Here is an 18387-nt window from a genome sequence, read left to right as displayed (position 1 = left end):
AAGGTATGAAAATAGAACGGTTTGCTGAAGGGATTTCCCTGAAACGCTCGGTTGAAGCAGGTACTGCCGATCAAAGAAAAGCGGTTCAGGATATTATTTATGATGTCAGGAAACGCGGAAACGCGGCTTTACATACCTATACCGAACGTTTCGATGGTGTCAGTCCAGGAGAATTGCTTGTATCGGAGCAGGAAATGGAAGAAGCGACAGCGGCATTGACTGCTGAGCAGCTTGATATTATTCAAGAAGCTGCGAATAATATCCGAATGTTTCACGAGAAACAAATTCGAAATTCATGGTTTACGACTGATGATACAGGAACGATGCTAGGACAAAAATTGACACCTCTTGATGCTGTAGGTGTTTATGTACCTGGAGGCACAGCGGCCTATCCTTCGTCAGTATTGATGAATGCACTGCCTGCGAAGGCTGCGGGGGTGGAACGGATCGTTATGGTATCTCCTCCGGGGAAAGATGGGAAATTATCGCCAGCGGTTTTGGCAGCCGCCAAAATTGCCGGAGTTAAGGAAATCTATAAAGTTGGCGGGGCTCAGGCCATAGCTGCCCTCGCTTATGGGACGGAAACAATTAAGAAAGTGGATAAAATAGTGGGTCCGGGAAATATATATGTGGCGTTAGCGAAGCGCGAAGTATTCGGGGATGTCGCCATTGATATGATAGCAGGTCCAAGTGAAATAGCGGTCTTGGCGGACGAAACGGCCTTCGCTGCAGAAGTAGCGGCAGACTTGTTATCACAGGCGGAGCATGATGCCCGGGCTTGCAGTGTTTTGGTCACGACTTCTGCGTCTCTAGCAGAAGAAGTGGCATCAGAAGTGACCAAGCAGGTGGCGTTGCTTCCACGTCATGATATTGCTGCAGCATCGATAAGGGATTATGGAAGAATCGTTGTATGCGGGAATATGGCAGAAGCTGTTGAAGCGATTAATGAACTTGCACCGGAACATTTGGAAATTGTGACCAAAGATGCACTTGGAATCATGGCTAAAATCCGTCATGCCGGTGCAATCTTCATTGGCCGCTTTAGCTCGGAGCCCGTCGGGGATTACTTTGCAGGCCCCAATCATGTGTTGCCTACCAATGGAACCGCCCGTTTTTCCAGCCCGCTGAATGTGGATGATTTCCAAAAGAAATCGAGCATCATCATGTATAGTGAAACGGCCTTCCGCAAAAATGCAGAAAAAATCGCAGCATTTGCCCGAATGGAAGGACTTGAGGGCCATGCCCGTGCCATCGAATCACGTGGTGTGAATGAATCGGGAAAAGGTCCTGAATGATTAAATAAGTGAAATCAGTGATATAAAGACTTTAGACATGCTTTTACATCTTGGGAAAAGGGGTCGTACCCCGTTGAGGAGGAGCTGTAATGGAACGTTTTGCTAGTGTGGAGCGAAAGACGAATGAAACGGAAATAAGTTTGAAGTTTGATGTGGATGGGGAAGGTAATTCCTCCATTAAGACCGGCGTTCCGTTTATGACGCATATGCTGGATTTGTTCACGAAACACGGGAAGTTTGATTTGACTGTAGATGCAAATGGGGATACAGACGTGGATGATCACCATACAACTGAAGATATTGGCATTTGCTTGGGTCAGACGTTATTGGAGGCCCTTGGAGACAAGCGCGGGATAAAGCGTTACGGAAATGCTTTCGTACCAATGGATGAAGCACTCGCACAGGTTGTCATCGATTTAAGCAACCGTCCGCATCTGGAGTTCCGGGCTGAGTTTCCTTCGAAAAAGGTCGGTACTTTCGATACTGAACTGGTGCACGAGTTTCTTTGGAAATTCGCTCTTGAAGCCAGGATGAACCTTCATGTAGTCGTTCATTACGGTCACAACACACATCATATGATCGAAGCAATATTCAAAGCGCTTGGCCGTGCATTGGATGAAGCTACGACAATCGATCCACGTGTCAAAGGCATCCCTTCGACGAAAGGAATGTTGTAAATGATCGGGATCGTCGATTATGGCATGGGGAATTTATTTTCTGTAAGTAAAGGTCTTGAGCGCCTTGGTGCCGATTCATTCATTTCCGATGACCCAAAAGAACTTTCAAAGTCGAAAGGGATCATACTTCCCGGCGTTGGCTCTTTCAGGGATGCCATGAGTCTTTTGGAAAAACAAAAGCTTGATGAATTCCTGCGGGGATATGTAGCGGATGGGGGATACCTATTAGGCATCTGCCTTGGTATGCAGCTTCTCTTTGATGAAAGTGAGGAAAATGGACCGGCAAAAGGATTATCCCTCATCCCGGGAAAAGTCGTTCGTTTTAAGGGAGTGGATGCGAATGACCAGGTTTATAAAGTGCCGCACATGGGCTGGAATCGACTTGAATTCAAACAAGCATCACCAGTGAATGAGGGGCTGGAAGAGGAACATGTTTATTTCGTCCATTCATACTACGTCGATACAGATGAATCATTCGTTACCGCTTCGGCGACGTATGATGTGGAAGTTCCGGCGATCGTCGGTAAAGGGAATGTGTTCGGCATGCAGTTCCATCCGGAAAAAAGCGGGAATATGGGCATGTCACTCTTGAGAAATTATCTGTCATTAGTAGAAGGGAAGGAAGAAGCATGAGCAACTTTACTATTTACCCGGCGATTGATATGCGCGGAGGCAAATGCGTCCGCTTAATCCAGGGAGATTACAATCAGGAAACCGTTTATGGTGATTCCCCCTTCGATATGGCTAAAAGCTTTGCAGACCAAGGAGCCGGTTGGATACATATGGTCGACCTTGACGGAGCTAAAGAGGGAGTAAGAATCAATGATTCATACGTAATTAAAGCGGCAAGTGAGTTAGGCGCCCGCATTCAAATCGGCGGCGGCATCCGAACGGAACGGGATATAGCCCATTATCTGGATAATGGAGTGGAACGTGTCATTCTAGGCAGCTCGGCCGTCTCAGACCCTGATTTCACTAAAGATATGATTAGGAAATATGGAAGCCATATCGCTATCGGGATCGATGCGAAGGATGGCAAGGTTGCCACTCATGGCTGGCTTCAAACGTCTGGAACCCTTGCGGTAGATCTTGGCAAACTACTGGCCGATGCTGGTGCCGAGACCTTTATCGTGACTGATATCGCGACGGATGGCATGCTTTCAGGGCCGAATGTGAAAGGTATATTGGCCATGGCGGAGGCAACTGGTAAAAACGTGATTGCTTCAGGAGGCATTAGTTCACTCGAAGACCTTATCACCCTCAAGGAGTTTGAAGCCCAAGGCATTGCAGGGGCTATCATCGGCAAGGCACTTTATACCAACCGCTTTACTGTAGAAGAAGCACTAGAAAAGGTGCGTGGTTAAATGCTCACTAAACGAATTATTCCATGTCTCGATGTAAAAGATGGGCGCGTAGTCAAGGGCATACAATTTGTTTCCCTTAGGGATGCTGGAGATCCGGTCGAACTTGCAGCCTTTTACGATCAAGAAGGTGCCGATGAGCTTGTCTTCCTGGATATTTCCGCATCACATGAAGGCAGGGAAACGATCGTCGACGTCGTTCAAGCGGTAGCGGGCAGCTTGGCAATCCCGTTCACGGTGGGCGGCGGCATTAATTCATTGGCGGATATGAAGAAGATCCTGCGGGCTGGTGCCGATAAAGTTTCCCTAAATACAGCAGCCATCCTGCGTCCGGAGTTAATTAATGAAGGTGCTGATTATTTTGGTTCCCAATGTATCGTGGTTGCCATAGACGCCCGATATGATGAAGGGCTTGGGTCATGGCGCGTATATACCCACGGCGGCCGGAAACCGACTGAATGGGAAGTGACCGAGTGGGCGAAGGAAGCCGTATCCCGCGGTGCTGGGGAAATTTTATTGACAAGCATGGATTGTGACGGCGAGAAACAAGGGTTTAATATCGCTTTGACAAAAACGGTATCTGAAGCCGTTTCAGTTCCGGTCATCGCCTCTGGCGGGGCAGGCAACGCTGAACATTTCCAGGAAGCCTTCCAAGAAGGTAAAGCCGACGCAGCATTAGCGGCATCGATTTTTCATTATAAAGAAACATCCGTTAAAGAAGTCAAAGTGTTTCTCAAACAACAAGGAGTGGTTGTACGATGAATCTTGAAACTATTAAATATGACGAAAAAGGTCTGGTACCGGCAATTATTCAAGATGCAGGAACAGGCGAAGTGCTGACACTTGCTTACATGAATCAAGAATCTCTGCAATTGTCGATTGAAAAAGGAGAAACGGTTTTCTTCAGCCGTTCGCGCAATGAATTATGGCATAAAGGAGCAACCAGCGGCAATATCCAGAAAATCACCGAAATGAAGTATGACTGCGATCAAGATGCATTGGTCGTGCGGGTCGTGCCTGCAGGACCTGCGTGCCATACTGGGGCAACAAGCTGTTTTAGCGAAACGATATACCAAAACGGTGAAGCCGGACAAGGCGTGAAGGCGAATGTGACTTTCTTGACGGAATTAGAAAGATTGATTGAAAAAAGAAAATCGGAAATGCCTGAAGGTTCATATACGACCTACCTATTCGATAAGGGCGTTGATAAGATCCTGAAGAAAGTCGGTGAAGAAGCGGCAGAAGTGATCATTGCTGCTAAGAACCGTGATGCAGAGGAACTTTCGATGGAAAGTGCCGATCTCCTCTATCACTTATTCGTTCTTCTTCAAGAGCAGGAGCTGCCTTTCCAAGCGGTGCTTGATGTATTGAAGGCTAGACATGCCGATAAGGACGAACCGAAAGAAACCGAATGAATGGTGATTGCCCTCCGTCAATAGGAGGGCTTTTGTGTGTGTTTACGATGGCGGGCAGTGATCCTGAATCAACAAATGACAGGGGAAATGCTTCAATTTTTCTTGAAGAAGCATGATGATTCCCGTTTTCCATTTTCTTGAATTGTTCGGCAAATTTTCTCCAATATGTTATAATACTATGGTTAATCAACTTGTAGATGGAGGATTACATGAGTAAAGACTCTAAATTTGGCCAACAGGCAAAAATTCTAACCTTTCACCCAACAGGTGAGTATTATTTCACCAAGGGTTTAAAAGCTTATCATAGACGGGAATTACCTAAATCAAAGAAATACCTGGAACGTGCGCTGGAACTTGAACCTGCTGAACCGATGATAGCTTGTCAATTGGCTATCACTTGCTCGGAAATCGGTGAATATAATTATTCAAACAACCTTTTGGAAAACATCTTGGATGTGATGGATCCTTATATGTCGGAATGTCATTACTTCCTGGCGAATAATTATGCCCACTTAGGCATGTTCAAGGAGGCTTACCGTCACGCCAGTGCTTATCTTGATAAAGAAGAAGACGGGGAGTTCAGCGATGACGCAGAGGATTTGCTTGAATTGATAACTTTTGAGTCGGATGAGTCAGAAGAAAATCCCTTTAAGCATGATGGGCTCATTACCAAACAGGAACAAGCCCGCGAGTACCTGGAATCAGGCAATTTCCCGAAGGCGATCGAAGTGCTGAAAGAAACGATTGCCGAGTACGAGGATTACTGGTCCGCTTATAATAACCTGGCACTTGCCTATTTCTATCTTGGTCAAGTGAATGAAGCTTTTGCAACACTTGATGAGGTACTGGAAAAAAGTCCGGGAAACCTGCATGCCCTTTGTAACCTTGTTGTATTTCATCATTATCAACAGGATGAGGCAAAGGTTGAAGAGCTCATACAGATGCTGGAGAAAATTAGGCCCATGCTATCCGAACACCGTTTCAAGCTTGGAGCGACCTTCGCTCTGATCGGAAATTATGCTTCTGCATATAATTGGCTTAAAGGACTTCAAAAGCAAGGGTTCGAAGGAGATGGAACCTTCTACTATTGGCTTACCATTTCCGCTTACCACTTAGGCCACGAACAGGCTGCCAAAAAGGCATGGAAAAAGGTCGTGGAAATGAATCCGGAAAAGGAAGGCATGGAGCCTTGGGGAGATATGAATGCAACTTCAGATGGTTTTGAACATCATTTTCCTTCTATTATAAAAAGGCTGGAAAGTGAATTCATCGAAGAAAGGCTTTTTGCCATTTTCCTTCTGAAACATTCGGTTCATAAACAGAAGCTATTGAAAAACCAGGTCCTCAACCTAAACCAGAATTTCACTGAATTGGAACGTGATTATGCCGAACTTGTTCAAGGTCCTGCTAAAGATCGCCAATTAACACCGATTGATTTTGCCGATCGCACAGCTGAGTTATTATATCAGCATTTCCAACCGATACAATTAAATGAAGCCGGGCTCTATTTAATGTGGTTTTCCGTTTTCATCGAAGCGGTGAAATCCGAGCAGAAGCTAAATAATCCTGCAGGATGGGCATCTGCGGTGGAGTACGTGTGGATTCAGCTTAAAAGTGAGAAGGCGAGCAAACAGGCAATCGCAGACAAACATTTCATTTCGGTGTCCACCTTATCTAAGTACGTGAAGTTGGTTCAAAACTTACTCGGATGAGCAGATATTTGGACGAAAAATTATTTGTTATATAGGATAATAGGTAGGGAACACTAACCGTAGTGAAGGTTCCATTTGTAATGGAATATGGAGGAGTGAAAACATGTCTGAAAAAATTTATGACGTTGTTATTATTGGAGCTGGTCCTGCAGGGATGACGGCGGCTGTCTATACATCACGTGCGAACCTTTCAACATTGATGTTAGAACGCGGGGTACCGGGCGGGCAAATGGCCAATACGGAGGAAGTTGAAAATTATCCTGGATTCGACACTATACTCGGACCTGAACTTTCAACGAAAATGTTTGACCATGCAAAGAAATTCGGTGCGGAGTATGCCTATGGGGATGTTAAGGAAATCATCGACGGTGAAGAGTATAAAACGATCAAAGCCGGTTCAAAGGAATTCAAAGCACGTTCAATCATCATTTCATCTGGTGCCGAATACAAGAAAATCGGCGTTCCTGGCGAAAAAGAATTGGGCGGCCGCGGTGTATCGTATTGTGCAGTTTGTGATGGTGCATTCTTCAAGCAAAAGGAACTGTTCGTTATCGGCGGCGGAGACTCTGCTGTTGAAGAGGGTGTGTACTTAACCCGCTTTGCTTCGAAAGTGACAATCGTTCACAGACGTGACGAACTTCGTGCTCAAAAGATTCTTCAAGATCGTGCATTTGCCAATGAGAAAATTAACTTCATCTGGAATCACACTTTGAAGGAAATCAATGAAAAAGGCGGCAAGGTCGGCGGTGTCACACTAGTTTCCACTGAAAACGGAGAAGAGAAAGTGATGGACGCAGACGGTGTATTCATTTATATCGGAATGCTTCCGCTAACGAAACCATTTGAAAACTTGGGCATCTTGAACTCAACAGGCTATATTGAAACGAATGATCGGATGGAAACACGCGTACCTGGTATTTTCGCTGCAGGTGATGTTCGTGAAAAAACATTGCGCCAAATCGTTACAGCTACAGGCGATGGAAGCATTGCCGCCCAATCCGCTCAGCATTTTGTTGAGGAACTTCAAGAAAAATTGCAGCCAAAGGCTTGATTTCACAAGAATATACAATCGTAATTCCGTTTTAACGATGTTGTAACATGCGTGAAATAATGATTCGGTATAGTAGGGGATAGAAGTTGACCCCCTTTAATTATAAACGTTTAAGGACACAGAATAAGTTTCTGTGTCTTTTTTTTGTTTTCCTGCTTTGAGACTATATCTTTAGTTCCAATTTTTAGGATGTACCCAGCGTTTTTTAATGTGAAACAAGTCGTTCCTTTGCATTTAGGAAGCGAAAGTGGAGAAGAATAGGAGGTAAGCAGGATAAAGGCTTACCTATATGATTCCTTGCGATTGAAGATTCCCCCAATGCAGGAAGTTTACTTTATTGTTAGCTTATTTTAAAAATAGTATAATGATAAGATATACTAAACATATATATATCTTTCATAATGGTAAGAAGATGAAAAATACAACTTGTTTGAACTATTAGCATTTGTAGATCGCCAAATGGATATCTAGCGGCGGTTTAAGGATATAAACTGAATCTCTTCAACACGGGGGGGAAGGTTTCTATTAGTCGAGCAGAGCCAATCGAGGTGAAGAACGTGCAACGTGTCACAAACTGTGTATTGATCAGAGATAACCAAATCCTCTTATTGAAAAAGCCTAGACGCGGATGGTGGGTAGCTCCAGGCGGCAAGATGGAACCTGGGGAATCTGTTCGCGATGCTTGCATTAGGGAATATCGTGAAGAAACGGGCGTTTATTTAAAAAACCCTTCCATCAAAGGTATTTTCACCTTCATCATGAAGGACGGAGATAAAGTTTTATCAGAATGGATGATGTTCACTTTCTTTGCAACGGATTCCGATGGTATAAATGTGGATGTTTGTGAAGAAGGGGAACTTAGCTGGCATCCGGTTGAAGATGTTAAAAAGCTGATGATGGCTGAAGGTGATTTTCACATCCTGGATTATATGGTTCATGGCAGTGGGATCATCTATGGAACCTTTACCTACACGCCTGAGTTCAAGCTGCTTTCTTACCGGTTGGATCCAGGTTAATTTTTAGAGATAAAAAAGATTGCTATACATGGGGGCGGAGAAACTATGAGTACAGGGCAGATGAGTGAAACGCAATTGGTCATCATTACCGGAATGTCCGGAGCAGGTAAGACAGTGGCGGTTCAAAGTTTTGAAGACCTCGGCTTTTTTTGCGTCGATAATTTGCCGCCCACGCTGTTGCCAAAGTTTTTGGAGTTAATGAAGGACTCCGGGAATAAGATGAATAAAGTGGCTCTTGTCATGGATTTAAGGGGAAGGGAATTTTTTGATTCCTTGTTTCTTGCACTGGATAATTTATCGGATGCAGCTGCAGTATCACCAAGAATCCTTTTTCTTGAAGCTGATGATGATTCCTTGGTACGCAGATATAAGGAAACGAGAAGGACCCATCCCCTTGCTCCATTAGGCCGGCCATTGGAAGGCATTAAAATGGAACGGGAACTTTTGGACGAATTGAAGGGAAGGGCCCAGTTGATCTTTAATACTTCCCAACTGAAACCGCGCGAATTGAGGGAGAAAATCGCTTCGGAGTTTTCTGCTGATAAAAGTGTCGGTTTTACAGTCAATGTCATGTCGTTCGGGTTCAAGCATGGTCTGCCGATAGATGCCGACCTTGTGTTTGATGTACGGTTCCTGCCAAATCCATATTATATTGACCATATGAGGCCAAAGACTGGCTTGGAACAGGAAGTGTCTAGTTACGTTTTAAAATGGAGTGAAACGCAAAAATTCTTGGAAAAAGTGACCGATCTGCTCGCTTTCATGCTTCCGTATTATAAACGTGAAGGGAAAGCGCAGCTTGTTGTTGCGATTGGGTGTACAGGCGGCCAGCATCGTTCTGTAGCATTGACGGAGTATATTTCAAACCACTTCAAAAAGGATTACAGGGTTCAAGTATCACATCGCGATATCGAAAAAAGTAAGGGGAAAGCAGATGTTAGATAAAAAGAAACAGCCTAAGGTTGTGATCATCGGTGGAGGAACCGGCCTTCCTGTTTTGTTGAGAGGGTTAAAGAAGCATCCGGTGGATATAACGGCAATCGTAACGGTAGCTGATGATGGTGGAAGTTCAGGCCGCCTTCGCGAAGATATGGATATTCCCGCTCCGGGTGATATTCGTAACGTGCTGGCTGCGTTATCGGATGTAGAGCCCCTTGTTGAACAAATGTTTCAGCATCGCTTTCAAAGTAAAAATGAGTTGTCCGGGCATTCGCTGGGGAATTTGATACTTGCGGCAATGACTTCGCTGACCGGGGATTTCGTCCATGCGATCCAGGAAATGAGTAAATTCCTTAATGTCCGCGGTAAAGTGCTTCCGGCTGCGAATCAAAGTGTGGTTCTCCATGCAGAGATGGATGACGGCACGATTGTTACAGGAGAGTCCAAGATTCCCTTCTCAGGAAAGAAAATAAAAAAAGTGTTCCTGTCTCCTCATCATATAAAGCCGCTTAGTGAAACTCTCCAGGAAATCAAGCAGGCAGATCTTATAGTCATAGGTCCAGGAAGCCTATATACTAGCATTCTGCCTAACTTACTTGTCCCTGGTTTAGGAGAAGAGGTTGCCCGTTCCAAGGCGAAGAAGGTGTACATTTGCAATTTGATGACACAAGCCGGCGAGACTCTGGATTATAGCGCGAGTGATCATATAAAAGCGATATATGACCATATGGGAAATGCATATATTGACAGGATACTTGTTAATAATGAGGAAATACCAACCGAGATTCAGCAGCGCTATCAAGCTGAATATGCCAAACCGGTCATGTATGATGTGGAAAGCTTAAAAATGATGGGTCTTGAAATCATACAAGAACGCATTTTCAGCTATGAAGGGAATGTAATACGCCATGATACGAAAAAAGTGGCGGATTTGCTTTATAATATGCTTGTAAATGAAACAAAAAGCCACATAGAACCGTAGATATAAGCGGGGACGGCTTTTTGATTGTAAAAATAGATTACCTGCGTTCGATTGGGGGTGAAATGGATGTCTTTTGCTTCAGAAACAAAAAAAGAGCTTACAACATTAGAGGGAAAGGATTGCTGCGGTAAAGCGGAATTGTGTGCGCTTATCCGGATGAACGGATCCCTTTCATTTTCTAATCGGAAGCTTGTTGTGGATATTCAAACTGAGAATGCTGCGATTGCCAGAAGGATTTATACGCTGCTTAAAAAAAGTTATGAGGTCCAGGTCGAGCTGTTGGTCCGTAAGAAGATGAAGCTTAAAAAGAACAATGTATATATTGTCAGGATGTCATCCGGAGGGCAGCGGGTTTTAACCGATTTGGAAATTTTAGGCGATGGCTTTGAAATTCTCCATGATATATCCGATACTATTGTTGGGAAGAAATGCTGTAAGCGTTCTTATCTAAGAGGTGCATTTCTTGCAGGGGGTTCGGTAAACAATCCGGAAACGTCTTCCTATCACCTTGAGATTTTCTCACTTTATAAAGAGCACAATGATGCACTTTGTGAGCTAATGAATAAGTTTGGCTTGAAGGCCAAGACACTTGAACGCAAGAAGGGGTACATCATTTATTTGAAAGAAGCCGAAAAGATTGCCGAGTTTTTAAGTATAGTTGGCGCCCATTCAGCTTTATTAAGGTTCGAGGATGTACGGATTGTCCGTGATATGCGTAATTCAGTGAATCGGCTTGTGAATTGTGAAACAGCCAATTTGAACAAAACGATCGGGGCATCATTGCGACAGGTTGAAAATATCCATTATATCGAGGATACGGTAGGACTTAGCATTTTACCGGATAAGCTTCGGGAAATTGCGGAGCTTAGGATAGCGTTTCAGGATATAACCTTAAAGGAACTTGGGGAAATGGTATCCGGGGGAACCATCAGTAAGTCCGGGATTAATCACCGATTGCGAAAGATTGATGAAATAGCTGACAGGCTCCGTGGGGGAGAGGCTATTGCTGCGAAAAAATAAAGCTAACAGGGGAGATCAAGATGGTGGAGAAACAAGTTGAGGTAAAATTGAAAACGGGTTTGCAAGCTCGGCCGGCGGCTCTTTTTGTACAAGAAGCTAACCGCTTTCATTCAGATGTATTTCTTGAAAAAGAAGGAAAGAAAGTGAATGCGAAAAGTATAATGGGATTAATGAGCCTTGCCATCAGTTCTGGTGTGTCCGTCAAGTTAATCATCGAAGGACGCGATGAAAAGGAAGCATTGGAAGCATTGGAAGAGTTCGTACAGCAAGAGGGTTAAAAAAGGGGATGCCTAAATGTGCATCCTTTTCTTTTATCATGGAAAAAAAGGCTCCGGAAGTCGCTTAAGGCGATCTCCGGAGCCTTTCTTTTGTTGCAGGATTACTTAGAGTTTTTATCATCAAGAACGCTTCGCGTGATGACTTTGTCAATCAAGCCATATTCAAGAGCTCTTTCGGAAGTCATGAAGTTATCACGTTCCGTATCTCTTTGAAGGACTTCGATAGGTTGTCCCGTACGTTCTGCCAAGATTTGGTTCAGTTTATCTTTCAAGTGAAGGATACGGCGGGCAGCAATTTCAATTTCCGTAGCTTGACCTTGAGCTCCTCCAAGTGGTTGGTGAATCATGACTTCACTGTTTGGCAATGCATAACGTTTGCCTTTTTCGCCAGCGGCCAATAGGAAAGCACCCATGGAAGCGGCCATACCGATGCATACTGTCGAAACATTAGGTTTGATATATTGCATAGTATCGTAAATGGCCATACCGGAAGTGATGCTTCCGCCAGGGCTGTTGATGTATAGAGTGATATCCTTTTCAGGATTTTCCGCTTCTAAAAATAGTAATTGAGCAACAATGGAGTTGGAAACATTATCGTCAATTGCACTTCCTAGCATAATGATCCGGTCTTTTAATAAACGGGAGTAAATATCGTAGGCACGCTCCCCACGACTTGTTTGTTCGATAACTGTAGGAATTAAATTCATGTTCATTTCCTCCTTCGATTAAGAGAATCATTTAAATTCTTTATGTATGTATGATACACTTTTTGGTCAATTTAGGTCAAACAAAACAAACCCTATTATGGATAATTTGTTCGACAATTTTCTGGCTAAGGCTCCTTCCTGATAGAATGTTTTATATATTATGCCGCACAGGGATGAATTTCCACATTACCCATAATACCCAAATGATAAAGTTTTAAACCTGATAACCCTTGCAAAGGAGGGGATTCTATCATATAATGAACTCTGTTGAAAAAATATTTTCTATTACGCCCTCGTAGTGCAACGGATAGAACGCAAGCCTCCGAAGCTTGAAATGCAGGTTCGATTCCTGCCGAGGGCATTACCAATCTTCTGCTTAATAAAGTGGGGGATTTTTTATTGGTCATTTTTAGGAGAGTTAAAATTTTTGCCGAATTTTCTCGTTTTCCGTAATATTCCATCTAATCCTGTAATGTCGGTCCTGTCTTGAAAATATTCGCCCACACTATTGAAAAATGGTGATTTTTCAATAAAAGTAGTTGTTAAATTTGCGTTTCTAACATATAGTATTTAAAACAAATAAACTATTCAGAAAAAAATCGTAAGCGTTTTCATGGGTTTTTGTGTAGAATTTTCTCCTGATAATGTAAAATGGAGTGGGGGAGGGATGAATCGATGAGTATGAATATGAAAGCAGGACTTTTTCAACAGCAAACATTAAAGATGGCAATGACCCAGGAGCTCATGCAAGCTATTACATTGCTGCAATACTCCTCGCAGGAGCTATCGGCTTTTTTAGAAAATAAAATGGTGGAGAACCCATTACTGTCAATAGATCAGCCAACATCTTCTTTATTTCAGCCAACTTTTGACCGCAAAAAAGGTAAACGGACTATTAAAAATACGTATGATGCCAACTATTGGATTGAACAGATCAGTGAAGATACCATATCGCTGGAACAGCATATCATGTCCCAAGTGAATCACCAGCAGTTTTCCGGTGAGCAGCAAAAGGCAATGCTTCTATTAATTCATAACCTTGATGAAAACGGTTACTTAAGGACTCAGCTGGATGATATATGCATCCCAGGCATATATCCGGCCGTTTTGGAAGAGTGTCTCTTGATTTTACAGGAACTCGAACCGCATGGCATCGGAGCGAGGAATCTTCAAGAGTGCCTTTTGCTTCAAGTGAAAGCAGAAGGGGAGAGTCTGCTGGCAGAATCGATCATAGAAAACCATTTCCTCGATTTTGCTGAAAAGCGCTGGAAAGACCTAAGTAAGAAAATCGGTGTTACACTGAAGGAGATTCAAGAGGTCTTTGATTATGTCCAGACGTTGAACCCGCGTCCGGCATCACTCTTTTTTCAGGAAAAACCTTCTTATATAGTGCCGGATGTGGTCGTGGAAGTTCGGGATGGCATGCTGCTTGTCGGGAATTATGATGGTAACACACCCAACCTTAATGTGGATAAAGGGTATTTAAACCGAATGAAGAGCCATAAGGATCAGGGAGTTCAGCGGTTTATCCAGGATAAGTGGCAGGAATACCAATGGATCTCCAGGGGAATCCAACAGAGAAAAGAAACGATATTGAAGGTTATTCAGTGCATCGTCGAAAAACAGCCGGCGTGCTTTCATCATGGCCTGAACTATTTGAAGCCGATGACGATGAAAGAAATCGCAGACGAACTTGGCATACATGAGTCCACAGTGAGCCGGGCGGTTAAGGGGAAGTATGTACAGACACCATTTGGCACGATAGAAATGCGGATATTTTTCACTACTTCTTTACAGTCGGTCGGCCTTGATGAGGATATGTCGGGCATGCAAGCGAAAAAGAGCCTCCAGGCAGCCATCAATGGGGAAAATAAACAAAAGCCGCTTTCGGATCAAGACTTGGCAGAACGGCTGAAGGAAGAGCATGGAATTATCCTGGCACGCCGAACCGTTGCCAAGTACCGGGAACAATTAGGGATCCCTTCTTCATCTAAACGAAAAAGATATGACTGAAAAGGATGAGTGGTTTTGGAAACGAACGCGTTTGTTTTATATAGTAGGGATAAATGCCCGTTATGTGATAAAGCCAAGCTGGTACTCGAAGAAGTGAAAGTGGAGTCAGGCATAGGCTATAAGGAAATCGATATCCATACCGATGATGATTTGCTTGAGAGATTCGGGCTGATGATTCCTGTCGTTGAATGGAAAGATGAAATCGTTCAGTTCGGAAACGTTGATAAATCAGCTCTAAATAGGCTTTTGGAAAAATAATTTTTCAAATCATTTGAAGAAACATTCCGTTCCTGCTAGAATAAAATATGTAGCAGGAATATTTTTTTGTTTTAAGTGGGACAGAAAATGACTACGCGGGACGTTAAATGTCCAACTTAACTTTTTAGGAGTTTTAAATATGCGTACATTACTCGAGGTACAAAGAAAATTATTGCCCGATTTCCTTTTGGTTATGCAAAAAAGATATGATATCCTGCGTTATATCAAAATGATGCAGCCGGTTGGAAGGCGCAGTCTGTCCGTGAGCCTTAATTTGACAGAGCGGACGCTTAGAGGCGAGGTTGATTTTCTGAAAAGTCAGAACCTGGTTAACATCTTCAGTTCTGGCATGACGCTGACTGATGAAGGGATTGAAATCCTGGATAAGTTAGAAGGAATAATGCGTGAAGTAATGGGTATAGACATAATGGAAAAGCAATTGCAGGATTTGTTACAAGTGGATGAAGTCATAATTGTCTCAGGAAATTGTGATGAAACCCCATGGGTGAAAAAAGAATTGGGTAAAGCTTGTGCAAACCGTATGAAACGAGAATGGAACTCAAAGAATATCATTGCGGTTACTGGCGGATCGACAATGGCCGAAGTGGCTAATTCGTTGTCACCTGATGAAGCATCCAGGAAATTGACATTTGTCCCAGCCCGCGGGGGAATTGGTGAAGCGGTGCAGAATCAGGCCAATACGATTGTCGAAAAAATGGCACAGAAGGCACAAGCCTCCTACAGAGTGTTATATGTACCCGATCAATTAAGCGGTGAGGTTTATGCATCATTTCAGAAGGAACCAGCAATTAAAGAAGTGATTTCCCAAATCAAGTCTGCCGATATGATCATTCATGGAATCGGTGATGCCATGGCGATGGCAGAGAGAAGAAATTCTTCGCCAGAAATGTTAAAGAAGCTGTTAGATGGAAATGCTGTAGGAGAGGCATTCGGTTATTATTACGATGAAAACGGCAAAGTTGTTCATAAAGTTTTGACAGTCGGCATCCAGTTAGATGATCTTAGCCCTGAAAAGCGAGTGATAACTGTGGCAGGTGGCAAAACTAAAGCAAAGGCTATCCGTTCCTACATGAAAGGCGCACCTTCATCGACCGTTTTGATCACGGATGAAGCTGCGGCACAAGAGTTAATTCAGGGGAATTACACCCCTTAATATATTTGCGAACTTAAAAGGAGGAATTTTTCATGGCAGTAAAAGTTGGTATTAATGGTTTTGGACGTATTGGACGTAATGTATTTCGTGCAGCATTGAGTAATCCTGGGGTAGAGATTGTTGCTATTAACGACTTAACGGATGCTAATATGTTAGCGCACCTTCTTCAATACGATACAATTCATGGATCTCTTAATGAAAAAGTAGCAGTTGATGGGGATTACCTTGTTGTTGATGGTCACAAAGTAAAAGTATTGGCTGAACGTGATCCTGCACAATTAGCATGGGGTGAACTGGGAGTAGAAGTAGTTGTGGAATCTACTGGACGTTTCACAAAACGTGCGGATGCAGCTAAGCATTTAGAAGCTGGCGCGAAAAAAGTAATCATCTCTGCTCCTGCATCTGATGAAGATATCACGATCGTCATGGGTGTAAACGAAGACAAATATGATGCAGCAAACCACCATGTAATCTCTAATGCTTCTTGTACAACGAACTGCTTAGCTCCATTTGCTAAAGTGCTTCATGAACAATTCGGAATCAAACGCGGTATGATGACTACTGTTCACTCTTATACAAATGATCAGCAAATCCTTGATTTGCCTCATAAAGATTACCGTCGTGCACGTGCAGCTGCCGAGAATATCATTCCTACAACAACTGGGGCAGCAAAAGCTGTTGCACTTGTCCTTCCTGAACTTAAAGGGAAATTGAATGGTATGGCTATGCGTGTACCTACTCCAAACGTGTCTGTTGTCGACCTTGTTGCTGAACTTGAAAAAGACACAACAGTTGAAGAAGTTAATGCAGCATTCAAAAAGGCTTCTGAAGGTGAATTAAAAGGAATCCTTGAGTACAGCGAACTTCCGCTAGTATCAACTGACTATAACGGTAACCCATCATCATCTACAATCGATGCCCTTTCCACAATGGTAATGGAAGGAAACATGGTTAAAGTATTATCTTGGTATGATAATGAAACAGGATATTCAAGCCGTGTTGTTGATTTGATTGACTATTTGGCTAAAAAAGGATTGTAATTAGAATAATAAAAAAACCTCACCAAGGTGAGGTTTTTTTTATCACAGCTCTAAAAAAACTTGGCAGAAGATGATATTATTAGTAAGTCATTAATCAGTCAAGCGTTTACATTTCTTGTTTTTGGATAATTTCCTGGAAACCGACTATAATGAAAAAGAGAAAAGGGGAGTTGGGAAATTTACCCTCTCCCTTTTTGGCTAAAAGAATCAAAAATATGATAACAATATCTAAGGAGGTTCTTGGATTATGAATAAAAAGTCAATTAAAGATATTGAATTAAAGGGGAAACGCGTATTTTGCCGTGTTGATTTCAACGTGCCGATGCAGGACGGAAAGATCTCGGATGATACGAGAATCAAGGCTGCACTGCCGACGATTTCCTATTTGACAGAACAAGGCGCAAAAGTCATCTTAGCCAGCCATCTTGGCCGTCCTAAAGGACAAGTCGTAGAAGAATTGCGTTTAGCACCTGTTGCGGAAAGACTAAGCGAACTTAGCGGCAAAGATGTGCAAAAGGCAGAAGAAGCATACGGCGAGACCGTTCAATCAATCATTGAAAACATGCAAAATGGCGAGATCCTGTTGTTGGAAAACGTTCGTTTCTATCCAGGAGAAGAGAAGAACGATCAAGAATTGGCGAAGTCATTTGCGGCACTGGCTGATGTTTATGTTAACGATGCATTCGGAGCTGCGCACCGTGCACATGCTTCAACTGAAGGAATAGCTCACCATCTCCCGGCCGTTGCTGGATTGCTGATGGAAAAAGAGCTTTCTGTACTTGGAAAAGCCCTATCCAACCCAGAACGTCCTTTTACAGCTATAATTGGCGGAGCTAAAGTAAAGGATAAGATAGGCGTTATCGAAAACCTTTTGGAAAAAGTCGATCACTTGATCATTGGTGGTGGATTGGGTTACACATTCATTAAAGCGCAAGGTCATGAAATCGGTAATTCTTTATTGGAAGAAGACAAAATAGAATTGGCCAAATCTTTCATCGAAAGTGCGAAAGAAAAAGGCGTAAAACTTCATTTGCCTATCGATGCAGTCGTAACTGCTGAATTTTCACCTGATGCTGAGACGGATAATGTCGATATCGATGCTATTCCAAATGATAAAATGGCTCTTGATATCGGACCAAAAACAAGTGAATTATTTGCGGATGTAATCAAAGGTTCCAAGCTTGTCATTTGGAATGGACCAATGGGTGTATTCGAGTTCGATAAATTTGCGAATGGAACGAGAACCGTTGCTCAAGCCTTGGCGGAAGCAAATGATACGTACAGCATTGTTGGCGGAGGGGATTCGGCCGCAGCTGCAGAAAAGTTTGGACTGGCAGAAAAGATGTCCCATATTTCAACTGGCGGCGGTGCATCTCTTGAGTTCATGGAAGGCAAAGAGTTGCCTGGCGTTGTAGCCTTGAACGATAAATAAGATTGAACCGTTACATA

At 43.2% G+C, this 18387-nt stretch carries 19 protein-coding genes and 1 tRNA gene; 19 read left to right on the top strand and 1 reads right to left on the bottom strand.

Annotated elements, in window-relative coordinates; translation table 11 throughout:
* The first annotated feature begins 5 nt into the window (after positions 1-5).
* The 13 genes from hisD to AC0VX1_RS25165 all read left to right on the top strand — a co-directional run bounded on the left by hisD (position 6) and on the right by AC0VX1_RS25165 (position 11746).
* Positions 6-1295: a histidinol dehydrogenase gene (gene hisD / locus AC0VX1_RS25225; RefSeq protein ID WP_475469498.1), complete on the top strand. Its 1290-nt coding sequence runs from the start codon at positions 6-8 to the stop codon at positions 1293-1295.
* Positions 1296-1384: 89 nt separating this feature from the next.
* Positions 1385-1972 (top strand): imidazoleglycerol-phosphate dehydratase HisB, encoded by a 588-nt coding sequence (gene hisB, locus AC0VX1_RS25220; RefSeq protein ID WP_475469497.1) that lies wholly within the window; start codon positions 1385-1387, stop codon positions 1970-1972.
* Positions 1973-2605 carry an imidazole glycerol phosphate synthase subunit HisH gene (gene hisH, locus AC0VX1_RS25215; protein WP_098185496.1) on the top strand — a complete coding sequence of 211 codons (633 nt, stop codon included), beginning with the start codon at positions 1973-1975 and terminating at the stop codon, positions 2603-2605. It begins immediately after the preceding gene.
* Positions 2602-3336 (top strand): 1-(5-phosphoribosyl)-5-[(5-phosphoribosylamino)methylideneamino]imidazole-4-carboxamide isomerase, encoded by a 735-nt coding sequence (gene hisA, locus AC0VX1_RS25210; RefSeq protein ID WP_034309946.1) that lies wholly within the window; start codon positions 2602-2604, stop codon positions 3334-3336. The genes hisH and hisA overlap by 4 nt, the downstream gene beginning before the upstream one ends.
* On the top strand, positions 3337-4095 hold the full coding sequence (gene hisF / locus AC0VX1_RS25205; protein ID WP_413021718.1) for an imidazole glycerol phosphate synthase subunit HisF: 759 nt from the start codon (positions 3337-3339) through the stop codon (positions 4093-4095).
* On the top strand, positions 4092-4748 hold the full coding sequence (gene hisIE, locus AC0VX1_RS25200) for a bifunctional phosphoribosyl-AMP cyclohydrolase/phosphoribosyl-ATP diphosphatase HisIE (protein ID WP_057278112.1): 657 nt from the start codon (positions 4092-4094) through the stop codon (positions 4746-4748). Before hisF ends, hisIE begins: the two co-directional genes overlap by 4 nt.
* A 209-nt stretch (positions 4749-4957) precedes the next feature.
* Entirely contained in the window at positions 4958-6460 is a 1503-nt protein-coding gene (locus AC0VX1_RS25195; RefSeq protein ID WP_053536816.1) for a tetratricopeptide repeat protein, read from the top strand.
* A gap of 103 nt (positions 6461-6563) precedes the next feature.
* The gene (gene trxB, locus AC0VX1_RS25190; RefSeq protein ID WP_475469496.1) at positions 6564-7511 is read left to right on the top strand and encodes a thioredoxin-disulfide reductase; all 948 of its coding nucleotides are present in this window, start codon (positions 6564-6566) and stop codon (positions 7509-7511) included.
* 557 nt (positions 7512-8068) lie between these two features.
* Entirely contained in the window at positions 8069-8527 is a 459-nt protein-coding gene (locus AC0VX1_RS25185; RefSeq protein ID WP_053536815.1) for an NUDIX hydrolase, read from the top strand.
* A gap of 45 nt (positions 8528-8572) precedes the next feature.
* Complete coding sequence (gene rapZ, locus AC0VX1_RS25180; RefSeq protein WP_413000680.1) at positions 8573-9472, top strand: RNase adapter RapZ; 900 nt, start codon at positions 8573-8575, stop codon at positions 9470-9472.
* The gene (locus AC0VX1_RS25175) at positions 9462-10448 is read left to right on the top strand and encodes a gluconeogenesis factor YvcK family protein (RefSeq protein ID WP_057278110.1); all 987 of its coding nucleotides are present in this window, start codon (positions 9462-9464) and stop codon (positions 10446-10448) included. Before rapZ ends, AC0VX1_RS25175 begins: the two co-directional genes overlap by 11 nt.
* Before the next feature lie 66 nt (positions 10449-10514).
* Complete coding sequence (gene whiA / locus AC0VX1_RS25170) at positions 10515-11468, top strand: DNA-binding protein WhiA (protein WP_034309971.1); 954 nt, start codon at positions 10515-10517, stop codon at positions 11466-11468.
* A gap of 20 nt (positions 11469-11488) precedes the next feature.
* Positions 11489-11746, top strand: a complete 258-nt coding sequence (locus AC0VX1_RS25165) for an HPr family phosphocarrier protein (protein WP_034309974.1) — start codon at positions 11489-11491, stop codon at positions 11744-11746.
* Between the two features lie 101 nt (positions 11747-11847).
* Here the strand turns inward: AC0VX1_RS25165 and clpP are convergent, their stop codons facing one another.
* The gene (clpP, locus tag AC0VX1_RS25160; RefSeq protein WP_034309977.1) at positions 11848-12453 is read right to left on the bottom strand and encodes an ATP-dependent Clp endopeptidase proteolytic subunit ClpP; all 606 of its coding nucleotides are present in this window, start codon (positions 12451-12453) and stop codon (positions 11848-11850) included.
* Between the two features lie 289 nt (positions 12454-12742).
* Here clpP and AC0VX1_RS25155 point away from each other — a divergent pair.
* The 6 genes from AC0VX1_RS25155 (at position 12743) to AC0VX1_RS25130 (ending at position 18370) form a co-directional block, all read left to right on the top strand.
* Positions 12743-12814 (top strand) — tRNA-Arg (locus tag AC0VX1_RS25155).
* 314 nt (positions 12815-13128) lie between these two features.
* Positions 13129-14466 (top strand): RNA polymerase factor sigma-54, encoded by a 1338-nt coding sequence (gene rpoN, locus AC0VX1_RS25150; protein WP_475469495.1) that lies wholly within the window; start codon positions 13129-13131, stop codon positions 14464-14466.
* Between the two features lie 9 nt (positions 14467-14475).
* Positions 14476-14724, top strand: coding sequence for a glutaredoxin family protein (locus tag AC0VX1_RS25145; RefSeq protein ID WP_475469494.1), 249 nt, complete (start codon positions 14476-14478; stop codon positions 14722-14724).
* 139 nt (positions 14725-14863) lie between these two features.
* Positions 14864-15898, top strand: a complete 1035-nt coding sequence (locus tag AC0VX1_RS25140) for a sugar-binding transcriptional regulator (protein WP_034309980.1) — start codon at positions 14864-14866, stop codon at positions 15896-15898.
* Between the two features lie 32 nt (positions 15899-15930).
* Positions 15931-16938 carry a type I glyceraldehyde-3-phosphate dehydrogenase gene (gene gap, locus AC0VX1_RS25135; protein WP_034309982.1) on the top strand — a complete coding sequence of 336 codons (1008 nt, stop codon included), beginning with the start codon at positions 15931-15933 and terminating at the stop codon, positions 16936-16938.
* A 247-nt stretch (positions 16939-17185) separates the two neighbouring features.
* Positions 17186-18370, top strand: a complete 1185-nt coding sequence (locus AC0VX1_RS25130; RefSeq protein WP_262870080.1) for a phosphoglycerate kinase — start codon at positions 17186-17188, stop codon at positions 18368-18370.
* The last annotated feature ends 17 nt before the right edge of the window (positions 18371-18387 follow it).

The organism is Peribacillus sp. QJM3NY_7 (assembly GCF_056173225.1).
This window is presented reverse-complemented; position numbering and strand designations above follow the sequence as displayed.

Bases quoted from the DNA above. Each gene is read 5' to 3' on its own strand.
- hisD (WP_475469498.1), top strand. From the start codon at position 6: ATGAAAATAGAACGGTTTGCTGAAGGGATTTCCCTGAAACGCTCGGTT.
- hisB (WP_475469497.1), top strand. From the start codon at position 1,385: ATGGAACGTTTTGCTAGTGTGGAGCGAAAGACGAATGAAACGGAAATA.
- hisH (WP_098185496.1), top strand. From the start codon at position 1,973: ATGATCGGGATCGTCGATTATGGCATGGGGAATTTATTTTCTGTAAGT.
- hisA (WP_034309946.1), top strand. From the start codon at position 2,602: ATGAGCAACTTTACTATTTACCCGGCGATTGATATGCGCGGAGGCAAA.
- hisF (WP_413021718.1), top strand. From the start codon at position 3,337: ATGCTCACTAAACGAATTATTCCATGTCTCGATGTAAAAGATGGGCGC.
- hisIE (WP_057278112.1), top strand. From the start codon at position 4,092: ATGAATCTTGAAACTATTAAATATGACGAAAAAGGTCTGGTACCGGCA.
- AC0VX1_RS25195 (WP_053536816.1), top strand. From the start codon at position 4,958: ATGAGTAAAGACTCTAAATTTGGCCAACAGGCAAAAATTCTAACCTTT.
- trxB (WP_475469496.1), top strand. From the start codon at position 6,564: ATGTCTGAAAAAATTTATGACGTTGTTATTATTGGAGCTGGTCCTGCA.
- rapZ (WP_413000680.1), top strand. From the start codon at position 8,573: ATGAGTACAGGGCAGATGAGTGAAACGCAATTGGTCATCATTACCGGA.
- AC0VX1_RS25175 (WP_057278110.1), top strand. From the start codon at position 9,462: ATGTTAGATAAAAAGAAACAGCCTAAGGTTGTGATCATCGGTGGAGGA.
- whiA (WP_034309971.1), top strand. From the start codon at position 10,515: ATGTCTTTTGCTTCAGAAACAAAAAAAGAGCTTACAACATTAGAGGGA.
- AC0VX1_RS25165 (WP_034309974.1), top strand. From the start codon at position 11,489: ATGGTGGAGAAACAAGTTGAGGTAAAATTGAAAACGGGTTTGCAAGCT.
- clpP (WP_034309977.1), bottom strand. From the start codon at position 12,453: ATGAATTTAATTCCTACAGTTATCGAACAAACAAGTCGTGGGGAGCGT.
- rpoN (WP_475469495.1), top strand. From the start codon at position 13,129: ATGAGTATGAATATGAAAGCAGGACTTTTTCAACAGCAAACATTAAAG.
- AC0VX1_RS25140 (WP_034309980.1), top strand. From the start codon at position 14,864: ATGCGTACATTACTCGAGGTACAAAGAAAATTATTGCCCGATTTCCTT.
- gap (WP_034309982.1), top strand. From the start codon at position 15,931: ATGGCAGTAAAAGTTGGTATTAATGGTTTTGGACGTATTGGACGTAAT.
- AC0VX1_RS25130 (WP_262870080.1), top strand. From the start codon at position 17,186: ATGAATAAAAAGTCAATTAAAGATATTGAATTAAAGGGGAAACGCGTA.